Origin of the sequence: Pseudomonas sp. 21LCFQ02, from assembly GCF_024129895.2 — a bacterium.
Lineage (GTDB): Bacteria > Pseudomonadota > Gammaproteobacteria > Pseudomonadales > Pseudomonadaceae > Aquipseudomonas.
The window spans coordinates 1,398,263-1,417,077 of the sequence record NZ_CM178749.1 but is presented as its reverse complement, the minus strand read 5'-3'; the positions used below and the strand labels follow the sequence as shown (position 1 = coordinate 1,417,077).

Genomic DNA, 18,815 nt, shown 5'->3' with positions numbered 1-18,815 from the left:
CTACAGCATGGACAACCAGGAATAGCGTCATGAGCGGCCTTCCCGTTTCGCATGTCGGTGAAAAAGTCTCCGGCAACGTGATTGCCACCGGCTCGCCGACCGTGCACGTCGGCAGTGTCGCGTCAGGCCTGGCCGACCGCGCCTCGGCCTGTGTGCCCTTCGTCGGCCAGCCGGTCAACCCGATGCTGGGCTGCAAACTGTTGCCCGAAGAAGTCGACTTTGCTCTGGCGGCACCGGACACCCTGACCTTCAGCCGTGGCTACCTGTCGAGTAATCCGCGCATCAGCCGGCTCGGCCAGGGCTGGTCGCTGCCCGGCGAAAGCATGCTGCTGGAGCTGGACAGCGAAAGCTGCACCCTGACCGACGCCCAGGGCCGGCGGATTCGCTTTGCGGCGCTGGAGCCGGGCAAGCAGTGGTATTCAGGCAGTGAGCAACTCTGGCTGCGCCGCGGCGCGGCTTTTGACCCGCAAACCCCGCAAGCCCCCTGGTCAGGCCGCTGGGCGAGAGTGCCTGCCACCTTGCAGCACAACCCCAACGTGGTCGTGGTGCTCAATGGCAACAGCCATTTGTGCTTCATGCGCCAGGCCGACGACCTTTGGCGCCTGCATTCGACCTTTGGCCGCAGTGGCTACCAGACCCTGTTCAACTGGAGCCCACGGGGCTTTCTGAGCAACATCCGTGACAGCGCCGGGCGCAGTTATGTGCTGGTCTATCAGCAGGCCTGCCAAGCCAGTGCCGAGGATGACGGCATACGTTTGTGCGGCGTGATCCTCGCCAACCCCAACGGCCCGGTGCCGGAGTTTTTCGACCCGCAGGCCAGCGGCAACGATTGGCTGGTGCGCTATCAGTTCAATGCCAGCGGCGACCTGATTGCCGTGCGCGACCGCATTGGCGAAGTGGTCCGGGTGTTCGCCTGGAGCAACCACATCATGGTCGCCCACGGCGAACCGGGCGGCCTGGAGGTGCGCTATGAGTGGGACGTGACGCAGCCCCATGGCCGGGTGCTGAAACAGATCGAAACCGACGGCCTGACCCGCGAGTTTCGCTATTACCCCGACGCCACCGACGTGATCGACAGCCTGGGCCGGGTCGAGCGCTATGAGTTCAGCGGTCAGGGCGGCGAGCGCCGCTGGACCGCGCTGGTGCGCGCCGATGGCAGCCGCACGCAATTCGAACATGACATCTATGGCCGTCAGGTGGCCATGCGTGATCCGCTGGGCCGCGAGTCACGGCGGCGCCTCGACGGTCAGGGCCGGGTGCTGGCCGAGCAATCACCGGGCAAGAAGCACTATCGCCAGACGATTGATGAAGAGACCGGGCTGCTCAAGGAACTGGTCAACGCGGTGGGCCGGCGCTGGAGCTTCGAACGCAATGCGGCCGGCAACCTGACCTGCGTGACCAGCCCCAACGGCACGATCCACTACAGCTACGATGATCCCGCCCTGCCAGACCGCGCGACCCGGATCACCGACAGCAAGGGTGGCGTGAAACGGGTGCAATGGAACCGTCTGGGGTTGCCGGCCTGTGTCACTGACTGCTCGGGGCAGACCCATCACTATGAATACGACGGCGAAGGCCGCCTGCTGACTGAAACTGACCCGGCAGGCCACAGCACCCGCTACGGCTACAACCGGCTCGGGCAGGTCATCGAGGTCAACCTGGCGGACGGCACCCGCCTGGTCTACGACTACGACCCGCAAGGCCGGCAGACGCTGATCGCCGACAGCCATGGGCACGCCACACGTTTCGTCTGGGACCGCGCCGGGCGCCTGCTGCAAGCCAGCGATGCGGCCGGTGACAGCCTGCACTACAGCTACGACGCTGCCGGCCGGCTGTGCATGCTGACCAACCAGAACGGCGCACAGGCCTGCTTCGGCTTCGACGTGCTGGACCGCCTGATCGAAGAAACCGGCTTCGATGGCCGCCGCCAGCAGTACCGCTACAACCAGGCCGATGAGCTGCTCACCCGGATCGATGCCGAAGGCCGCGAGACGCACTTTGAGTACAACCGCGACAGCCAGTTGATCTGCCGCCACCTGCCAGCGACCGCCAGCAGCGAGGCCTTTACGGAACACTACAACTGGCTGCCTGACGACCGCCTGGCGATGGTCAAGGGACCGGATTGCGAAGTGCGGCTGGCCTATGACGAGGCTGGCAACCTGTGCCTGGAAAGCCAGATTCATAGCGATGGCTGGGTTTACAGTGTGGCCCATCAGCATGATCCGCTGGGCGTGCGCGAGACCAGCCAGTATGGCGATGCCCCGCCAGTGACCTGGCTGAGTTACGGCTCGGGGCATTTGCATGGTGTGCTCGCCGCCCATGTCGAGATGGCGTTCGAACGCGACAGCCTGCACCGCGAGCTGCACCGCGAAGTGCGCCTGCAGGGCAAGCCCCAGGCGCTGCTCGAACAGCACCGTGAACTCGACGCTGTGGGCCGCCTGACTGCCAGCCGCTCGACGCTGGCCGGCGCCGATAACTGGCAGCGCCAATATCGCTATGACTCGCTGGGCCAGTTGTTGCGGGTCAACGACAACTTGAGGCCCGACCTGCACTACCGCTACGACCTGAGCGGCAGATTGAGTTCCAGCCAGCACGGCAGCGAACTGCCCCGCACTTACCGCTACGACCCGGCAGGCAACCGCCTCGACACTGGACCAGACGGCACGGGTGACCGGCAACAGCACTACGCCCACAACGAGTTGTACCGCTCAGGCTATGTCGGCTCGCAACTCAGCCAAGCCGAGAGTGCGCCAGCCGGCTTATGGACAGGCAATCGCGTCGGCCGCCTTGAAGGCTACGAATACCACTTCGACAGCCAGGGCAATCTGATCGCCCGTACCGCGCCTGACGGTGAACGCCTGCACCTGCAATACGACGGCGCCAACCGCCTGATCGGTGTCACCCGCCAGGGTCCTGACGGCGCCATCACCCAGGCCCGTTACCGCTATGACGCTTTTTCCAGGCGCATCGCCAAGCACCTGCTGCAAGGTGATGAGCAGCAGGTGATCCGCTTTGGCTGGGATGGCGAGCGTCAGTGCGCCGAGGTGTTCGACAACCTGCTGCGCACCACCGTGCATGAGCCCGACAGCTTTATCCCGCTCATGCGCATCGAGCAAAGCCGCGAGCCGGACAGCCCGGACCTGTTGGCCCTGCGGCGCGAAATGGCCGCAGCCGACCAGCCGCTGCCCGCACAGTGTCAGCCTGCCCTGGGGGCACCGGCGCTGCAGTTTTTTCACACCGACCATATCGGCACGCCGCTGCAACTGAGCAACGAACAGGGTCAAGTGGTCTGGCAGGCTCTTAATGATGACTGGCAGGCGGTGACGCAACAAAACGGCGCAACCGACCAGCCGATTCGTTTTCAGGGCCAGTACCACGACGAAGAAAGCGGCCTGTATTACAACCGCCATCGCTACTACCTGCCCGAAGCCGGCCGCTATGCCAGCCAGGACCCGATCGGTTTTCGCGGCGGGCCGAATGCCTACACCTATGCCCTGAATGCGCCTTCGGTAGCGTATGACCCAAGCGGGTTGTTCGTGCCGCTGGTGATCATTGGCGGGCTCTTGCTAAAGGCCGCGATGGGGGGCGCCGCTGATGCCGGAATACAGGCCGGCAAACAGGTCTTGGGCCAGGTCAAAGACAATTGGGACAACGACCGCAGCTTGATGGACATCAAGCTGCGGTGCATTGATATCGATTGGGGAGAAGTGGCCGTCTCAGCGGCCGTGAGCACCGTCGCGCCCGGCCTTAAGGACTCAGCCAAGGTCGTGTGGAAATCCGGTAAAGCCATCAAGTCCCTGTCAGGTCAGGCTGCCAATACCGCCAACCGTGCGGCCAAGCTGGCAGCACGCAAAGCCGCCCATGCCAAGACCATCAAAGAAACCGTAGCGACCCAGGCAGGCTGGCAGTCAGCCAAAGCCGTAGGCAAGTGCCTGTTCGGGGAAGGAGAAAAAGATGAGTGTGAATAACCATGCTTAAGCAGTTCTTGATCGTGTTCGTGGTTGGCCTGCCGTTCGCAATTCTCTACAGCGTTCTGGACAGGTACCTGCCCAATAGCTGGTGGCCAGCCGGAATCGTCATCACGTTGATGCTGGCTGCACGAATCGGGTTGTACCTGTACCGACGCTCCAAAGGTATTCGGGATACGTGGCTGGATCCGTGACCCAGCCCTGAACCGAAGATAACCAACGAGATCACCGCCATGAGCTTTCAGCAACTGACCCGCATGACCCAAGTCACCAGCCCGCTCGGGCCGGATGTGCTGTTGCTCAAGGACATGAGCGGTGGCGATGAGTTGGGCCGGTTGTTCAACTATGAGCTGCAACTGACTTCCAAGGACGGTGCGCTGGACCTCAATCAGTTGCTCGGCAAGCCCATGAGCCTGTCGGTGCAGCTGGGCGGCGGTGGCCAGCGTTACTTTCATGGCATCGTCGCGCGCTGCAGCCAGAACGCCGACCGTGGCCAGTTCGCCAGTTATCAGGTGACCCTGCGGCCCTGGCTGTGGCTGCTCAGTCGCACCTCGGACTGCCGGATCTTCCAGCACCTGAGCGTGCCGCAGATCATCAAGCAGGTGTTTCGTGATCTGGGTTTTTCTGATTTTGAAGACGCGCTGAGCCGTCCCTATCGCGAGTGGGAATACTGCGTGCAGTACCGCGAGACCAGCCTGGATTTTGTCAGCCGGCTGATGGAACACGAGGGCATCTATTACTTTTTCCGCCACGAGCAGGACCGTCATGTGCTGGTGCTGGCCGACGCCTACGGCGCGCATCAGTCGGCGCCCGGCTACGCCTCGGTGCCGTACTTTCCACCTGACGGCCAACACCGTGAACGCGACCACTTCAATGACTGGCGGCTGGCCCAGGAGGTGCAGCCCGGTTCGCTGGAGCTTAACGACTACGACTTCGAACGGCCCAGCGCCCGTATGGAAGTGCGCTCGGCCATGCCGCGCCCGCACAGCGCCGGTGATTACCCGCTGTACGACTATCCCGGCGCCTACGTGCAGAGCCAGGACGGCGAGCACTATGCCCGCACTCGTCTGGAAGCCCTGCAAAGCCTGCATGAACGGGTCGAGCTGAGCGGCAATGCCCGCGGCCCCGGTGCCGGGAACCTGTTCAGCCTGACCGGCTTTGGCCGCCAGGATCAGAACCGTGAATACCTGGTGGTCGCCGGGCGTTATTACATCGCCCAGGAAAGCCTGGAGAGCGGCAACGGCGGCGGCTTGCAGTTCGAGGTGGGGCTGACCTGCATCGACGCCCAGCAGAGCTTCAAGCCCTTGGCTACAACCATCAAGCCACTGGTCCAGGGGCCGCAGACCGCCCGTGTGGTCGGGCCGGCCGGTGAGGAGATCTGGACCGACCAATATGGCCGGGTCAAGGTGCATTTCTACTGGGACCGGCACGATCAGTCCAACGAGAACAGCTCGTGCTGGATTCGGGTTTCGCAATCGTGGGCCGGCAAGAACTGGGGCTCGATGCAGATTCCGCGCATCGGCCAGGAAGTGATCGTCAGCTTTCTGGAAGGCGACCCGGACCGGCCGATCATCACCGGTCGGGTGTACAACGCCGAACAGACGGTGCCCTACGACCTGCCCGCCAATGCCACCCAAAGCGGCATCAAAAGCCGCTCCAGCAAGGGCGGCACGCCGGCCAACTTCAATGAAATCCGCATGGAGGACAAGAAGGGTCAGGAGCAGTTGTTCATCCATGCCGAGCGTAATCAGGACATCGAGGTCGAGAACGACGAGAGCCACTGGGTGGGCGCCAACCGCACCAAGACCGTGGACAAGAACGAGACCGTGACCATCGGTATTGATCGCCTGCGCGCGGTCAAAAACGACGACATTCTGCTGGTCGGCTCGACCAAGACCGACAGCATCAGCCGCAGCTACCTGATCGAGGTTGGTGAAAACCTGCGCCTGGTGTGCGGCAAAAGCGTGCTGGAACTCAATGCCAGCGGCCAGATCAACCTGACCGGGGTGAACATCAACTTCTACGCCAGCGACACCGCGCTGTTCAACACAGGAAAAATCCTGCACCTGAACAACGGCAGCGGCTCGGGCACCGAGGCCGACGGCCAGGGCGTCAAGGGTCAGATCGACGCCGCAGTCGAGCAGATGTTTCCCAAGCCTGAAGGCAGTCAGTAACCAGAACAGGAACCCGGCTTCATGACCTATCGCATCAATGAATTGAGCTTCGCCCTGCCTGATCAGCAACTGCAGGACGCGACCATCAATATCCTCAAGTTCGGCGAGCTGGGCACTTCGCTGATCGTCAGCCGCAGCCTGCTGGCCGAGGGCGAGACCCTGCACAGCAACTTCGCCACCCAGCTGGAGCGCCTCGGCCAGCAGGTTCAGGAACTGCGCCACGACCCGGTGCAAACCGTGCAGGTCGGCCAGCAGCAGGAAGTCGAAGCCATCGAGCTGCGCAGCGAGTTCAGCAAGGGCAACGAGCGGGTCTATCAGTTTCAACTGGCGCTGGTACTGCCCGGCACCCGGCGCATGCTCGCCCTGAGCTACGTCAAGGCACAGCCGCTGGGCGCGGCCGAAGTGGCGCAGTGGACGGGTATCAAGCAGTCGCTTGATTTCGCCGCCCTCGGCTGATCGGCCCCGGACCGTACAGGGATGATTGATCATGTCTGACGCCGCCATCTGGGCCGCCCGGCTGGGCGACGGTCTGGAACACAGCTCGATGATGGCCGATATCGTCGGCGGCGTGCTCGAAGTGGCCGCCCACGTGGCGATTGGCGCACTGGCCACCGCCGCAGTGGTTGCCGCTACCGGGATTACCGTCGCCACCGGCGGCATCGGAGCCTGCGTGCTCGGCGCGGTGGTCGGGCTGGTGGTCGGCGTGGTGATGGCCAAGACCGGAGCGGACACGGGGCTGTCGCGATTATGCGAAAGCATCGGCAACGGGCTGTTCCCGCCCAGTATCCAGGCGACCATCGCCACGGGCTCGCACAACACCAAAACCAATAACCTGCCTGCCGCCCGCGCTGCCGGCTGGATTCCGCCTGGCGTGCAGATTGCCGAGCAGCAAGGCGAGCCGCCCGAGACCAGTTATTGGGACATGGCCAAGAGCATCTTTTCCCAGATGTGGCGGCCCACAGTGGCAAGCCCCGCCCCCGGTGCCGAACCGCTGCCCGAAGACAAAGTGCTGTGCAGCAAGCACCCGCCGATGCCCGAACAGTATCTGGCCGAGGGCTCGGACAAGGTCACCATCAACAGCCAGCCAGCAGTACGCAGTGGTGACCGCAGTACCTGTGAAGCCGTGGTGGTGTCGGCCGGCCCCATCTCGCCTAATGTGCGCATTGGCGGCAAGAAGCTGACGGTACGCGAGATCCGCAGCGGCAAGACGCCGGGCATCGGCCTGGCGGTCACGGTGCTGATGATGCTCAAGGGCAGCAAGGGCAAGTTTCTCAGCAACCTGCCGTGCATGGCGCTGGGCATGGCCAACAGTTACGTGATGAGCACGGCGACCAATGCCATCGTCAACGCCACCAGCGCCTCGCCCAACCCGGTGCATGCCGCCACTGGCGCCAAGGTTCTGGCTGGCGATGACGAGCTGGACTTTGCCCTGCCCGGTCTATTGCCGATCGACTGGCAACGCTTCTACAACAGCCATGACCTGCGCCGTGACGGCCTGTTTGGCGCGGGCTGGAGCGTGGCCTATGAAATCGGCGTCGAGATCGCGCCTCACCCCCAGGGCGGCGAACGGCTGGTGTACACCGACGAACAGGGCCGGCGCATCGACATGGGCGTCATCCCCTTGGGGGGCGCAGTGTTCAGTGCCGGTGAGGGCCTGAGCGTCAAACGCCATGCTCGCGGTCAGCTGTTGATCGAAAGCGACGACGGCCTGTACCGGCTGTTCGAACCCTCACCGCTGGACAGCAACCGGCTACGCCTGACCCTGCTCAGCGACCGCAACGATAACCGCATCTTCGTCGACTACGACGACCAGGGTCGTCTGAGCGGGCTGCGTGACGGCGTCGATCAGGTGCGCGTGGCCCTGCATTACTCGCTGCAATGGCCACGGCGCCTGAGCCATATCGAACGTGTGTTCGCCGATCAACAGCGTGAGCTACTGGCCAGCTACACACTCGACGCCCAAGGCCAACTGGCCGAGGTGCGCGATGCCAGCGGCCAGCTGCAGCGGCGCTTCAGCTATGACGACGGGCTGCGCATGGTCGAGCACCAGTTGCCCACCGGGCTGCGCTGTTTCTATGAGTGGGAGATGATCGAGGAGCGCGAATGGCGGGTGGTGCGGCACTGGACCGACGAGGGTGACGAATACGCCTTCGAGTACGATCTGGCGGCGGGCACCACCACCATTCGTGACGGCCTGAACCGGCTCAGTAGCCGGCGCTGGAACCCGCAGCATCAGATCATCGCGGCTACCGACAACCTCGGCCACACCTGGCAGTTCGAATGGAACGATGAACGTCAGTGGCTGGGCGCGACCGACCCCGATGGCGGCCAATGGCGCCTGAGCTATGACGAAACCGGTAACCTGACCGAGACCTGTGACCCTCTGGGCCAGACCGAATCGACTCTGTGGCTGGAGCACTGGTCACTGCCGCTAAGTGAAACCGACAAGGCTGGCGGCCACTGGCAGTATCGCTACGATCAGCGTGGCAACTGCACCCGTGAAACCGATCCGTTGGGTCACAGCACCGGCTACCGCTACGACAGTCAGGGCCAGGTGGTCGAGATCATCGACGCGACCGGGCGCAGCAAGCAACTGCGCTGGAGCGAGACCGGCCAGTTGCTGACCTACACCGACTGTTCCGGCTACGCCACCCACTACGCTTACGACCGCCGTGGCTACCTGCTGAGCATCACCGATGCCCTTGGCGAACAGACCACGTTCGAACACGATGCCCAGGGCCGTCTGCTGCGCAGCGAGCTGCCGGACGGCCGGACCGAGCAGTTCCAGCGTGACAGCAGCGGCCAGTTGACCGGCTACATCGACCCGGCCGGGCACACCACCCGTTATGGCTACAACCGTCGCGGCCAGGTGCGCCAGCGCATCGACCCGCTGGGCCATCGCGTGCAGTTCGATTACGACCTCTACGGCCGTCTGCACAGCCTGAGCAACGAGAATGGCGAGCGCTACCGGTTTGCCTGGGACGCCGCTGACCGGCTGATCGAGCAACAGGACCTGGACGGCAGCGCCCGGCAGTACGCCTACGACAATCGCGACAACCTGATCGGCCTGACCCACCTGCCGGCTGCGCATGGCAACGGATTGAGTCTGGTGCCCGAACAGCCGCTGGCGCCACTGGCGCAGACCTTCGAGCGCGATGCGCTGGGCCGTCTGGTAGCCAAGCTCACCGCCGATGGCCTGACGGCCTACCGCTACACGCCGCTGGACCTGCTGGCTGAGGTGAGCGCTATAGACCGTGACGGACGCACGCAAAAGCTGGGCTTTGCCTACGACGCGCTCGGGCAGATGCGCGAGCAGCACAGCAGTGCTGGCGCCTTGCGCCATGAATACGACGAACTGGGCAACCTGACCCGCACTGGCCTGCCGGACGGTCGCTGGCTTAACCAGCTGTACTACGGTAGCGGCCATCTGCATCAGATCAACCTCGATGGCCAGGTGATCAGCGACTTCGAGCGTGACCGTCTGCACCGCGAAGTGCTGCGCACTCAGGGCCGGATCAGCACCCGCAGCCAGTACGACCGCGCCGGCCGGCTACGCGCCCGCTTGCGCCGCCCCGCCGGGCAGCCGCCGCAGTTACCGGCCCCGACCGAGCAACAATACGACTTCGACCCGGCCGACAATCTGGTGGGCCGCTTGCAACGCGATCGTCAGCCGCAACAAGAGCGCCGCGATCTGCTGCAGTACGACGCCAGCGGACGCATTGTCGCCCGTCAGGACAACCTGACCGGGCACAGCGAAACCTTCACCTGGGACGCTGCTGCCAACCTGCTCGACCGCCCGCTCAGCGGCGCGGGTTATGTGCGCAACAATCAGGTACTGACCTACCAGGACAAACGCTACCGCTACGATGCCTTCGGCCGTACCGTGGAAAAGCGCAGCGTCCGCCACGGCGTGCAGTGCTTCGCCTACGACGCCGAACACCGGCTGATCGAAGTCCGCAATGACAACGGCCATGTGCTGCGCATGCACTACGACCCGCTGGGCCGGCGCATCGCCAAAACCGAACACGACCGCCACGGCCATCTGCTGGGCGAGACGCGCTTCATCTGGGACGGCCTGCGCCTGTTGCAAGAACAGAAGAACAGCCTGGCCAGCCTGTATGTGTACCTGGAAGACAGCTACGAGCCTTTGGCGCGAATTGACGGCAGCGGCGACCAGCAACGTATCCGCTACTACCACAACGACCTCAACGGCCTGCCCGAACAACTCACCGACCACGACGGCCAGGCCGTCTGGCAGGCGCAGTACCAGGTGTGGGGCAACACCCTGCGCGAAGTGCGTGAGCCCTACTATGTGGAGGAGCAGAACCTCAGATTTCAGGGCCAGTACCTGGACCGCGAAAGCGGCCTGCACTACAACACCTTCAGGTTCTATGATCCGGATATCGGAAGGTTCACCACGCCAGACCCCATTGGGTTGGCGGGTGGGTTCAATCTGTATCAGTACGCGCCGAATCCGATTGGGTGGGTGGATCCGTGGGGGTGGGCTTGCGCCAGCTTCAAACGCTGGAAACGAGGAGACGCAATCGACAAGCCACTGCCCAGTGGTAAAGCACCTGCCTGGGACGTCGTCAGATCCCGTTATTGGAAAAACCGCCACGAAGCGACCAAAAATACGACAGAGTTCAGCCCGGCCAATCTGGCCCGAATGAAACGAGGCTCTGCGCCATTGGACAAGAACGGAAATCCGATGGAGCTACACCATCACAATCCGCAACGGTTTGGGGGAAGAGAAGTCAATAATCCCCGCAATTTACGTGAGGTAACGCGTGAACAACATGCCGCGCTTGATGAGTTCAGACATTTAGGAAGCAAGCCATGACACCGTTGGAAATCATAAAAGCGTTTGTAGAGTCTTTGATGACACCTGATGAGTTCGAAAACCAGTTGCGAGATAACCCGGCGCTATCTGCCGTTTTACAGGAGGGTTTCTCTCTCCCGGACTACGTCGAAGAGCCTGACCTGTACACGTTTGCGATTGGGCAGGATTATTCAAATGTCGAATCGATATTCAATACTCAAGTCTTACTATCAAGCTTCTTGCAAAGCCGGGCAGTCGAGCATGAGCGAAGCACGAGATATGAGGACCTGTTCAATCTGCTCCTTAAAGTCCAACCCAAGTGGCTGAGCCTGTCATCGGGCTACCTCTCCAGCCTGCTAGAAATGGCTCCGTCACAGAAACCCAAAGAGTTGCAGGCCTGGCTAAAGGACAAGATCAAGGACGAATTCCGCTACCTGAAAACATCACCGAAGTGGTTACAGGCTCCGGCGTGGCCAATCGAGAATGGAAAGCCCTTGGTCTTTGTGGGGCAACTGGATGTCAGCGACTTGAGTCACGATACTTCTCAGGCCTACGTTTTTTTCAACGCAGCCGCCAATACCTACCATACATTCAAACAGTCCTGCTGATGCCAGCATCGACAAACAGTCCGCCCGCCAAGAGGCGCGTTGATACCTAATAGAGCACTTCGCCACCTGTCAGTTCTGTCAGTAGATATTCGCGGCGCACTTTGCACAATGTAGGGTTCCGTAGCACCGGTCGGCCATGACAATCAATCGCGCCCCGGTGTGGCCTTACCTGTGGAGGTGCGACCGTGGATGCATTGAACGTCATCAATATCGGGACCGACAAGGTCAATGCGCTGCTCAATCTGGTGTTGCAATACGGCGCCACCATCGCCTTGAAGCTGCTGATCGCTACGCTGTTGTGGGTTGGCGGGCGCTGGTCGATCGGGATGCTGGTCAGGATGCTGCAACGCTCGCTGACCCGGCAGAAGTTCGACCCGACAGTGCTGCGCTATCTTGTCTCGTTCGTGACCGTGACCCTGAATATCATCCTGGTAGTGGCCATTCTTGGCTACTTCGGTATCGAGACCACCAGTTTTGCGGCACTGCTGGCAGCGGTGGGGCTGGCGATCGGGATGGCGTGGTCGGGGTTGCTGGCCAATCTGGCGGCCGGCGGGTTTATCATCGTGTTACGACCATTCAAGGTCGGCGATGTGATTGCCATCGCCGATGTCAGTGGCCGGGTTGAGGAAATCGGCCTGTTCGTCACCGAGATTGATACCGCTGACAACGTGCGGGTGCTGGTGAGCAACAACAAGATCCTGTCGAGCAACATCATCAATTACTCGACCAATGATTATCGGCGCGTCGAGCTGACCGCCACCTTGCCGGCAGACGTGGATGCTCAGCAGACCATGGCCCGGCTGAGCGATCAGTTGCAGGCCATTCCCAACGTGATGGCCAGGCCGCCGGCCGAAGTGCGTCTGTCAGCCGCCAGCGCCGACAACATCACCCTGACGCTGCGCTCGTTCTGCCATAACGATCATTACTGGCCGGTGTATTACCAGGCCATGGAGGTGTTGCGCGGGTTGTTGCAGGAGAAAGCGCCAGAGCATAAGAGCCCTGGCGCGGTGTGACGGCTTACTGGGTAATGCCGATCAGTGAACGCCCGCGCAGTCCGGTGGGAGGCAGCTCTGCTGGCGAATACAGGCGTACATCGACAGCAGATGTGCCGGTTTTACTGGCCTCTTCGCGAGCAAGCTCGCTCCCACAAACGAACAATACTGGCATTAAGCTTACTGGGCGCCCAGCGCGCCGGAGTTGGCCATGATGAAGGCCACGAATTGCTCCGGGGTCATCTTCTGGCCATTGAAGTCGACGCTGTTGTTGGCGTATTGCAGGCTGGTGACGATGTTTTCGCCCTCGACCTTAGCCAGTTGCATACCCTGAGCCATGACCGCCGCCATGTCGCTGACCGCGTTGGCCTGGTCGGCCACTTCTTTCGGGTCGGTGACGCCCTGCAGGTTGGCTTGCAGGCCAACGATGTCGCGGATCATCGGCTTGGACAGCACCACACGGGCGGTGACCTGGCCGAGGCTCTTGCTGAGCAGTTCGTCCTGCGGCTGATCGAATGCACCCGGGTCGGTCAGGTCGACGCTCAGGTGCGCATGGCTTTCACCGTTGGCAGTCTTGAGCGAGAACTTCTCCAGTTCGATGTGTGGCTTGCCGGCCAGCAGCTTGCGCATTTCGGCGTCCAGCAGTGCCTGGTCGGCAGGGCTGAGGTTCAGCTCCAGCGGCTGTTCGGCGGCGGCGGCAGCCTGTTGCTGAGGCACGACCTTTTCCTGGAACAGCTGATACAGCGAGCGGGTGGAAGCCACGTCGAAATTACTGAACCGCAGCCCCAGATGCGCGGCACCAATGTCCTTGCCGCTGTAGGAAATCTTTGCCACATCGTAGTTGATCTGGGCAGCGAGCTTGTCGCCCTCTTCCTGCATCAGGTTGGTGTTGGTGAAGTTATCCAGTTGCACTGCAGGCCGGCCAACCGGCTGGAACACCAACTGGTCGACCTTGACGTTGCTGTGGCCCAGGTAGAAGCCTGCCTTGCCCTTGGTGCCGCCGGTATCGAAACTCATGCCTTTGACCTGCATGGCGACCGGACCGTCCGGCGACTGCACATTGAGTTGCAGGCTGTCCATGGTGCCGGTCATCTTGAGCTTGTCGGCGTCGGCCGAAGCGTCGGTCAGCAGGGTCAGGCCGGAGAAACTGAATTCGCCGTCGGTGTCCTTGTATTGCAGCGGGGCGAAGGTCACGGTGCCGTTGACCGAGCGGTCATAGCCGATGCTGGCATCGGTATGAAATGGCGTCTTGCCCTGGCTCATGGCGAACCACTTTTCTACATCGGGGGTCTTTTCCAGTTCGGCCTTGCTCACCGCCATGACCGGCAGCAGTTTCAGGGACGCCAGGCGCGACAGCGGCAACGGACCGTGCTGGATATGATCGACGAATTTGAATTCCAGGGTCTGGGTCTGGCCATTCTCGTCCAGCGCCTGGACGGTCGAACGATAACGCGCGGTGCTGCTGAACAGGCCGCTGTCCAGTGACTCAAGCTGGAGATCGACCTTGTACTGGCTGCCGGCAAAAGCCTTGGTCAGTTCCTGATTGCCCTTGGCCAGGGTCTCGTTGAGCACGCCCGGCAGTTGCTGACCGGTGTACCAGGCGCCGCCGATGGCCAGTGCGCCGACAGCCACGATCACGCCTGCTGCAATACCTGATTTATTCATATCGACCTGAAGATGTCCGTTCTGATGGTTGGAAAAGGCCTTCCCTGTCCGCTATCGGATGCAGAGCCAGGCCGGGCAATGCCCTGCCGAAAAACCGGAGAAGATTAACATCGGCAGCGCCCACAGGCCCGAGAACATGGCCTGAATGCGCGGTTCGACACATTAGCGGGTGTTTCGTTGCAATTGGCCCAGGGTAGCCAGTGCCGCAATGGACGCGTTAGTCTGGTTGCGGACTGACAAGAGGCCGATCACATGAGTGCACAGCAGGGCGAGCGCGGGCCGATCAAGGCCGTGATTTTCGATATGGATGGTCTGTTACTGGACACCGAAGGGATCTACACCGAAGTCACCGAGCTGATTGCCGGACGCTATGGCAAGCATTTCGACTGGAGCATCAAGCAGAACACTATCGGTCGCGGGGCCCGCGACTTTTCCGGCTACATCATCGACACCCTGGAGCTGCCGATCTCGGTGGACGAGTTCCTGGAGATCCGCCAGCCGCTGCTCGATGAGCGCTTCCCGCAGTGCCCGGCAATGCCCGGTGCCGAGGCGCTGGTCCGGCATCTGGCAGCGCACCGTATTCCCATCGCGGTAGGCACCAGCTCATCGGTGCGCTATTACCACGCCAAGATCACCCGGCACCAAGCCTGGTTCGAACTGTTCGATACCGTGGTGACAGCTGACGACCCTGAGGTGACAGCCGCCAAACCCGCCCCGGACATTTTTCTGCGTGCCGCCGAGCGCCTGGGCGTAGCGCCGGGCGATTGCCTGGTGTTCGAGGACTCACCCTTTGGCGTGACCGCCGCCAAAGCCGCCGGCATGCTCGCCGTGGCCATCCCGGACCCGAACATGCCGACTGATCGCTATCACCACGCCGACCTGGTGCTCGGCTCGCTGAGTGAGGCGCCGCTGGCGCAATGGGGCTTGCCTGCGCTGCCAACCTGATCCCCTTCAGTCATATGGAAAATTGTTGAGCATGAGCTACCGCACACTGGGCCAATCGGGCCTTAAAGTTTCCACCCTGACCCTGGGCAGCATGATGTTCGGCGAACAAACCGGCACCGAGGAGTCACTGCGCATCATTGATAAAGCCTGGGACCAAGGGGTGAATTTCATCGACACCGCCGACGTATACAACGGCGGGCGTTCGGAAGAAATCGTCGGCGAAGCCATCGCCGCGCGGCGCAGCGAATGGGTGCTGGCAACCAAGGTCGCGGTGGGGCCGAGCGACGGCGTGCCCAATCGGGCCGGCCTTAACCGCAAGCATATCTTCAACGCCATCGACAACAGCCTGCGCCGCCTCGACACCGATTACATCGATATCTATTACCTGCACAAGGAAGACCACGACACGCCGCTGGAGGTGACGGTATCGGCGATTGGCGATCTGATTCGTCAGGGCAAGATCCGTTACTGGGGGGTGTCGAACTTTCGCGGCTGGCGGATCGCCGAGATCGCCAATGTCGCTCAGCGTCTGGGGGTGGACAAACCGGTCATCAGCCAGCCGTTGTACAACATCGTCAACCGTCAGGCTGAACTGGAACAGATTCCTGCCGCAGCGTTTCATGGCCTGGGCGTGGTGCCTTACAGCCCGCTGGCGCGTGGCGTGCTCAGTGGCAAATATGCCGTGGATGCAGCCCCGGCCAGTGACAGCCGGGCCGGGCGCCAGGACAAGCGTCTGCTGGAAACCGAATGGCGCGCCGAATCGCTGCAGATCGCCCGGCGCATTCAGGACTACACCCGCGAGAAGGGCGTGGGCATCGTCGAGTTTGCGATTGCCTGGGTACTGAACAACCAGGCGGTGTCCTCGGCCATTGTCGGGCCGCGTACCGAGCAACAATGGGACAGCTACCTCAAGGCACTTGAGGTGCGCATCAGCGCCGAAGACGAAGCGTTCGTCGACTCGCTGGTTACCCCTGGCCATGCCTCGACGCCGGGTTTCAATGATGTGCAGCACTTCGTATCAGGGCGTCCACTGCGCTGACGAACAGTGGCCGTGCGGGCTCGCTCCCGCACGATGCCACACTTCATAACGCCTGTGTCGGTAGATACTCATATCCATCAGACCGACGAGCGACATTAAAATATCTGCCAGAGATATTGATGAACGCGCCTTGAATGAGAAGAATGCGTCTCGTTTTTTACGCCTGTATGCGAATCAACGTACTTGAGACGGCTCAGGCCGTTGTTTTCCATGGCCACTGGAAGAATTTTGACTAGTCTGTTGGCAGGCTGTGCATTTATTGGATCCCATTAGGCCAGGTTGATAAAGAAATATGGCGATGCGCAAGATCGATAGAGAAGCCTTTTTATACGAAGTGCTGGGCAACGAGCAGCTGCCGGCGCACCTTGCCCGAACCGTGATCGAAGAAAAACTACGCAGCGCCATCCTCGACGGCCGCCTGCCCAGCGGCACGGCATTGCGCCAGCAAGAGCTGGCGACCCTGTTCGGCGTCAGCCGCATGCCGGTACGCGAAGCCCTGCGCCAGCTTGAGGCTCAGTCGCTGGTACGTGTCCAATTGCATAAAGGCGCCGTAGTAGCTCCCTTGATCACGGAAGACGCCGTAGACGCCTACGCGCTGCGCATCCTGTTCGAGTCCGAGGCGCTGCGCCTGTCGATCCCGCTGCTTGATGCCGAGGACTACGCTCTGGCGCGCCAATGCATCGAAGAGCTGGAAATAGAAACCGACTACAGCCGTATCGGTACGCTCAACCGCATGTTCCATATGGCGCTGTACGCCAAGACGCCCAACAAGCGTTTGATGCGTCTGGTCGAGGCCGGGTTGAACGAAGAAGAGCGCTTCCTGCGGTTTAATCTTTCCGCCATGGGCCTGGGCAAACTTGTTCAGGACGACCATTGGGAACTGCTGCGCCTTGCCGAAGCCCGGGAGATCGACGCCACTGTCGAGGCCCTGCATAACCACCTCAATCGTGCGGTCAACGCCATTACCCGTTATCTGGCGAGCAAGGCAGCTGAAACCCGGCCCAGACGCCAACGTAAGCAAGGCACCGTCGACGCTTGAGCCCCCGGAGCACTCCGACGGGCGCCTTGCGCGCTGCAATAGTTGCAAATTGTTGTCGGCCTCAACACAATGCGACTTATTATCATTTACACATCGAGATGGCGTGTCACGATGTCTGCCCATCATTTGGCCCTGCATAACCTCTACAGCAATCATCACAGCTGGCTCAACGCCTGGCTGCGCAGCAAGCTGGGCAACGCTGCAGATGCCGCTGACCTGGCCCAGGACACCTTTGTGCGCCTGTGCAACCGGCATGAGCCTCTGGAGCTGAAAACCCCACGCGCGTTTCTGCGCACCGTGGCACGCGGGCTGGTGATTGATCACTGGCGTCGTGAAGAATTGCATCGGGCCTGGCTGCACACTATCGCCCATTTGCCGCCTGGCGAAGCACCGTCCCCGGAAACCCGTGAATTGATCCTCGAATTGCTCAATGCCGTGGCACGCATGCTCGATGGCATGAAGCCCAAAGTGCGTCAGGCCTTTCTGCTGGCACAATGCGAAGGGCTGACCCACAAGCAGATCGCTGAACGCCTGGGCGTTTCGATACGTTCTGTGGAACGCTACGTCGCCGACGCGCTGTATCACTGCTACCTGTTGCGGTACGAGACGTGAGCACCCTGCACTCCCCTTCAGCGCAGGTCGTGCGCCAGGCTATCGACTGGTCACTGCGCCTGAGACAGCCCGAAGTCGATCCACGCCTGTATGAACAGTGCACCCAGTGGCGCAGCGCACATGCCGATCATGAGCAGGCCTGGCAGCGGGTCCAGACATTGAGCAGTGACCTGAACAGCACCTTCGACGCGCTGCCTGGTGCAGGCCAGACCTTCGAGACACTGGAAAACAGCGCACGCCAGTTGAGCCGCAGACGGACCCTGAAGCTGTTGTCGGGCACTGTGCTGCTCGGTAGCGCGGGAAGCTGGCTGGCCAGGGATTACCCGGCGTGGAATGCCGACTTCAGTACCGGAATCGGCCAGTGCCAGAGTTATCGACTGGCCGACGGCAGCCAGTTGCAGCTCAATACTGACAGCGTCGCCAGCCTGGCCGGGCCTGGTCAGTTGCAGCTGGAACGTGGCGAACTATTGCTGGACTGCACCACCCCGGTCAGCGTCGCGGGCCGCCATGGACACTTCGAAGCCCAGGCCGGGCGTTTTGTGATCCGCCAGGAAGCGTCACGTAGCCGGGTCAGTGTGCTGCAAGGCCAACTGAGTATTCACGGTGTCGGCGGCCCCGTCACTCAGGTAGCGGCCGGGCAACACTATTGGCTCGACACCAAGGGCGTGCAGCGCCTGGCCGAACTGGACATGGAGGCTGGCGCCTGGGCGCAAGGGCTGATCGTCACCCGCAATATGCGGCTGGCGGATTTTCTGGCGGAGCTCGGCCGCTATCGCCGTGGTTATCTGGGTTGCACTGACGACATCGCCGGCTTGCGTCTGTCGGGTGTGTACCGCCTTGCCGATACCGACCAGTTGCTGGCCATGCTGCCCAAGACCCTGCCGGTCCAACTCAACTACCGCACACGCTGGTGGATCACCCTGCAGCGTCAGGTGTGAAATTTTCTGGCGGGTT

At 61.8% G+C, this 18,815-nt stretch carries 13 protein-coding genes; 12 read left to right on the top strand and 1 reads right to left on the bottom strand.

The window, feature by feature from the left end; translation table 11 throughout:
• Positions 1-29 precede the first annotated feature (29 nt).
• From NJC40_RS06650 to NJC40_RS06620, 7 genes are all read left to right on the top strand, one after another.
• The gene (locus tag NJC40_RS06650; protein WP_253142819.1) at positions 30-3,968 is read left to right on the top strand and encodes an RHS repeat-associated core domain-containing protein; all 3,939 of its coding nucleotides are present in this window, start codon (positions 30-32) and stop codon (positions 3,966-3,968) included.
• Between the two features lie 2 nt (positions 3,969-3,970).
• Complete coding sequence (locus NJC40_RS06645) at positions 3,971-4,162, top strand: hypothetical protein (protein ID WP_045485655.1); 192 nt, start codon at positions 3,971-3,973, stop codon at positions 4,160-4,162.
• A gap of 39 nt (positions 4,163-4,201) precedes the next feature.
• Positions 4,202-6,142, top strand: a complete 1,941-nt coding sequence (locus NJC40_RS06640) for a type VI secretion system Vgr family protein (protein ID WP_492180509.1) — start codon at positions 4,202-4,204, stop codon at positions 6,140-6,142.
• A 21-nt stretch (positions 6,143-6,163) separates the two neighbouring features.
• Entirely contained in the window at positions 6,164-6,598 is a 435-nt protein-coding gene (locus NJC40_RS06635; RefSeq protein WP_253117009.1) for a DcrB-related protein, read from the top strand.
• A 31-nt stretch (positions 6,599-6,629) separates the two neighbouring features.
• Complete coding sequence (locus tag NJC40_RS06630; RefSeq protein ID WP_253142992.1) at positions 6,630-10,982, top strand: RHS repeat-associated core domain-containing protein; 4,353 nt, start codon at positions 6,630-6,632, stop codon at positions 10,980-10,982.
• Positions 10,979-11,569: a hypothetical protein gene (locus NJC40_RS06625; RefSeq protein WP_253142993.1), complete on the top strand. Its 591-nt coding sequence runs from the start codon at positions 10,979-10,981 to the stop codon at positions 11,567-11,569. The genes NJC40_RS06630 and NJC40_RS06625 overlap by 4 nt, the downstream gene beginning before the upstream one ends.
• A gap of 185 nt (positions 11,570-11,754) precedes the next feature.
• Complete coding sequence (locus tag NJC40_RS06620) at positions 11,755-12,582, top strand: mechanosensitive ion channel family protein (RefSeq protein ID WP_253142994.1); 828 nt, start codon at positions 11,755-11,757, stop codon at positions 12,580-12,582.
• A 159-nt stretch (positions 12,583-12,741) separates the two neighbouring features.
• On the opposite strand, the gene NJC40_RS06615 is transcribed toward NJC40_RS06620, so the two are convergent.
• Positions 12,742-14,226, bottom strand: coding sequence for a YdgA family protein (locus NJC40_RS06615; RefSeq protein WP_253142995.1), 1,485 nt, complete (start codon positions 14,224-14,226; stop codon positions 12,742-12,744).
• A 252-nt stretch (positions 14,227-14,478) separates the two neighbouring features.
• Here NJC40_RS06615 and NJC40_RS06610 point away from each other — a divergent pair, with 252 nt between their 5' ends.
• The 5 genes from NJC40_RS06610 (at position 14,479) to NJC40_RS06590 (ending at position 18,799) form a co-directional block, all read left to right on the top strand.
• Positions 14,479-15,171: an HAD-IA family hydrolase gene (locus tag NJC40_RS06610; protein WP_045485638.1), complete on the top strand. Its 693-nt coding sequence runs from the start codon at positions 14,479-14,481 to the stop codon at positions 15,169-15,171.
• Positions 15,172-15,202: 31 nt separating this feature from the next.
• Complete coding sequence (locus NJC40_RS06605; RefSeq protein WP_045485637.1) at positions 15,203-16,210, top strand: aldo/keto reductase; 1,008 nt, start codon at positions 15,203-15,205, stop codon at positions 16,208-16,210.
• 298 nt (positions 16,211-16,508) lie between these two features.
• Positions 16,509-17,249 carry a GntR family transcriptional regulator gene (locus NJC40_RS06600; RefSeq protein WP_045485635.1) on the top strand — a complete coding sequence of 247 codons (741 nt, stop codon included), beginning with the start codon at positions 16,509-16,511 and terminating at the stop codon, positions 17,247-17,249.
• Between the two features lie 111 nt (positions 17,250-17,360).
• Positions 17,361-17,861 carry a sigma-70 family RNA polymerase sigma factor gene (locus NJC40_RS06595; RefSeq protein ID WP_045485630.1) on the top strand — a complete coding sequence of 167 codons (501 nt, stop codon included), beginning with the start codon at positions 17,361-17,363 and terminating at the stop codon, positions 17,859-17,861.
• Complete coding sequence (locus NJC40_RS06590) at positions 17,858-18,799, top strand: DUF4880 domain-containing protein (RefSeq protein ID WP_253142996.1); 942 nt, start codon at positions 17,858-17,860, stop codon at positions 18,797-18,799. Before NJC40_RS06595 ends, NJC40_RS06590 begins: the two co-directional genes overlap by 4 nt.
• Positions 18,800-18,815: the final 16 nt, after the last annotated feature.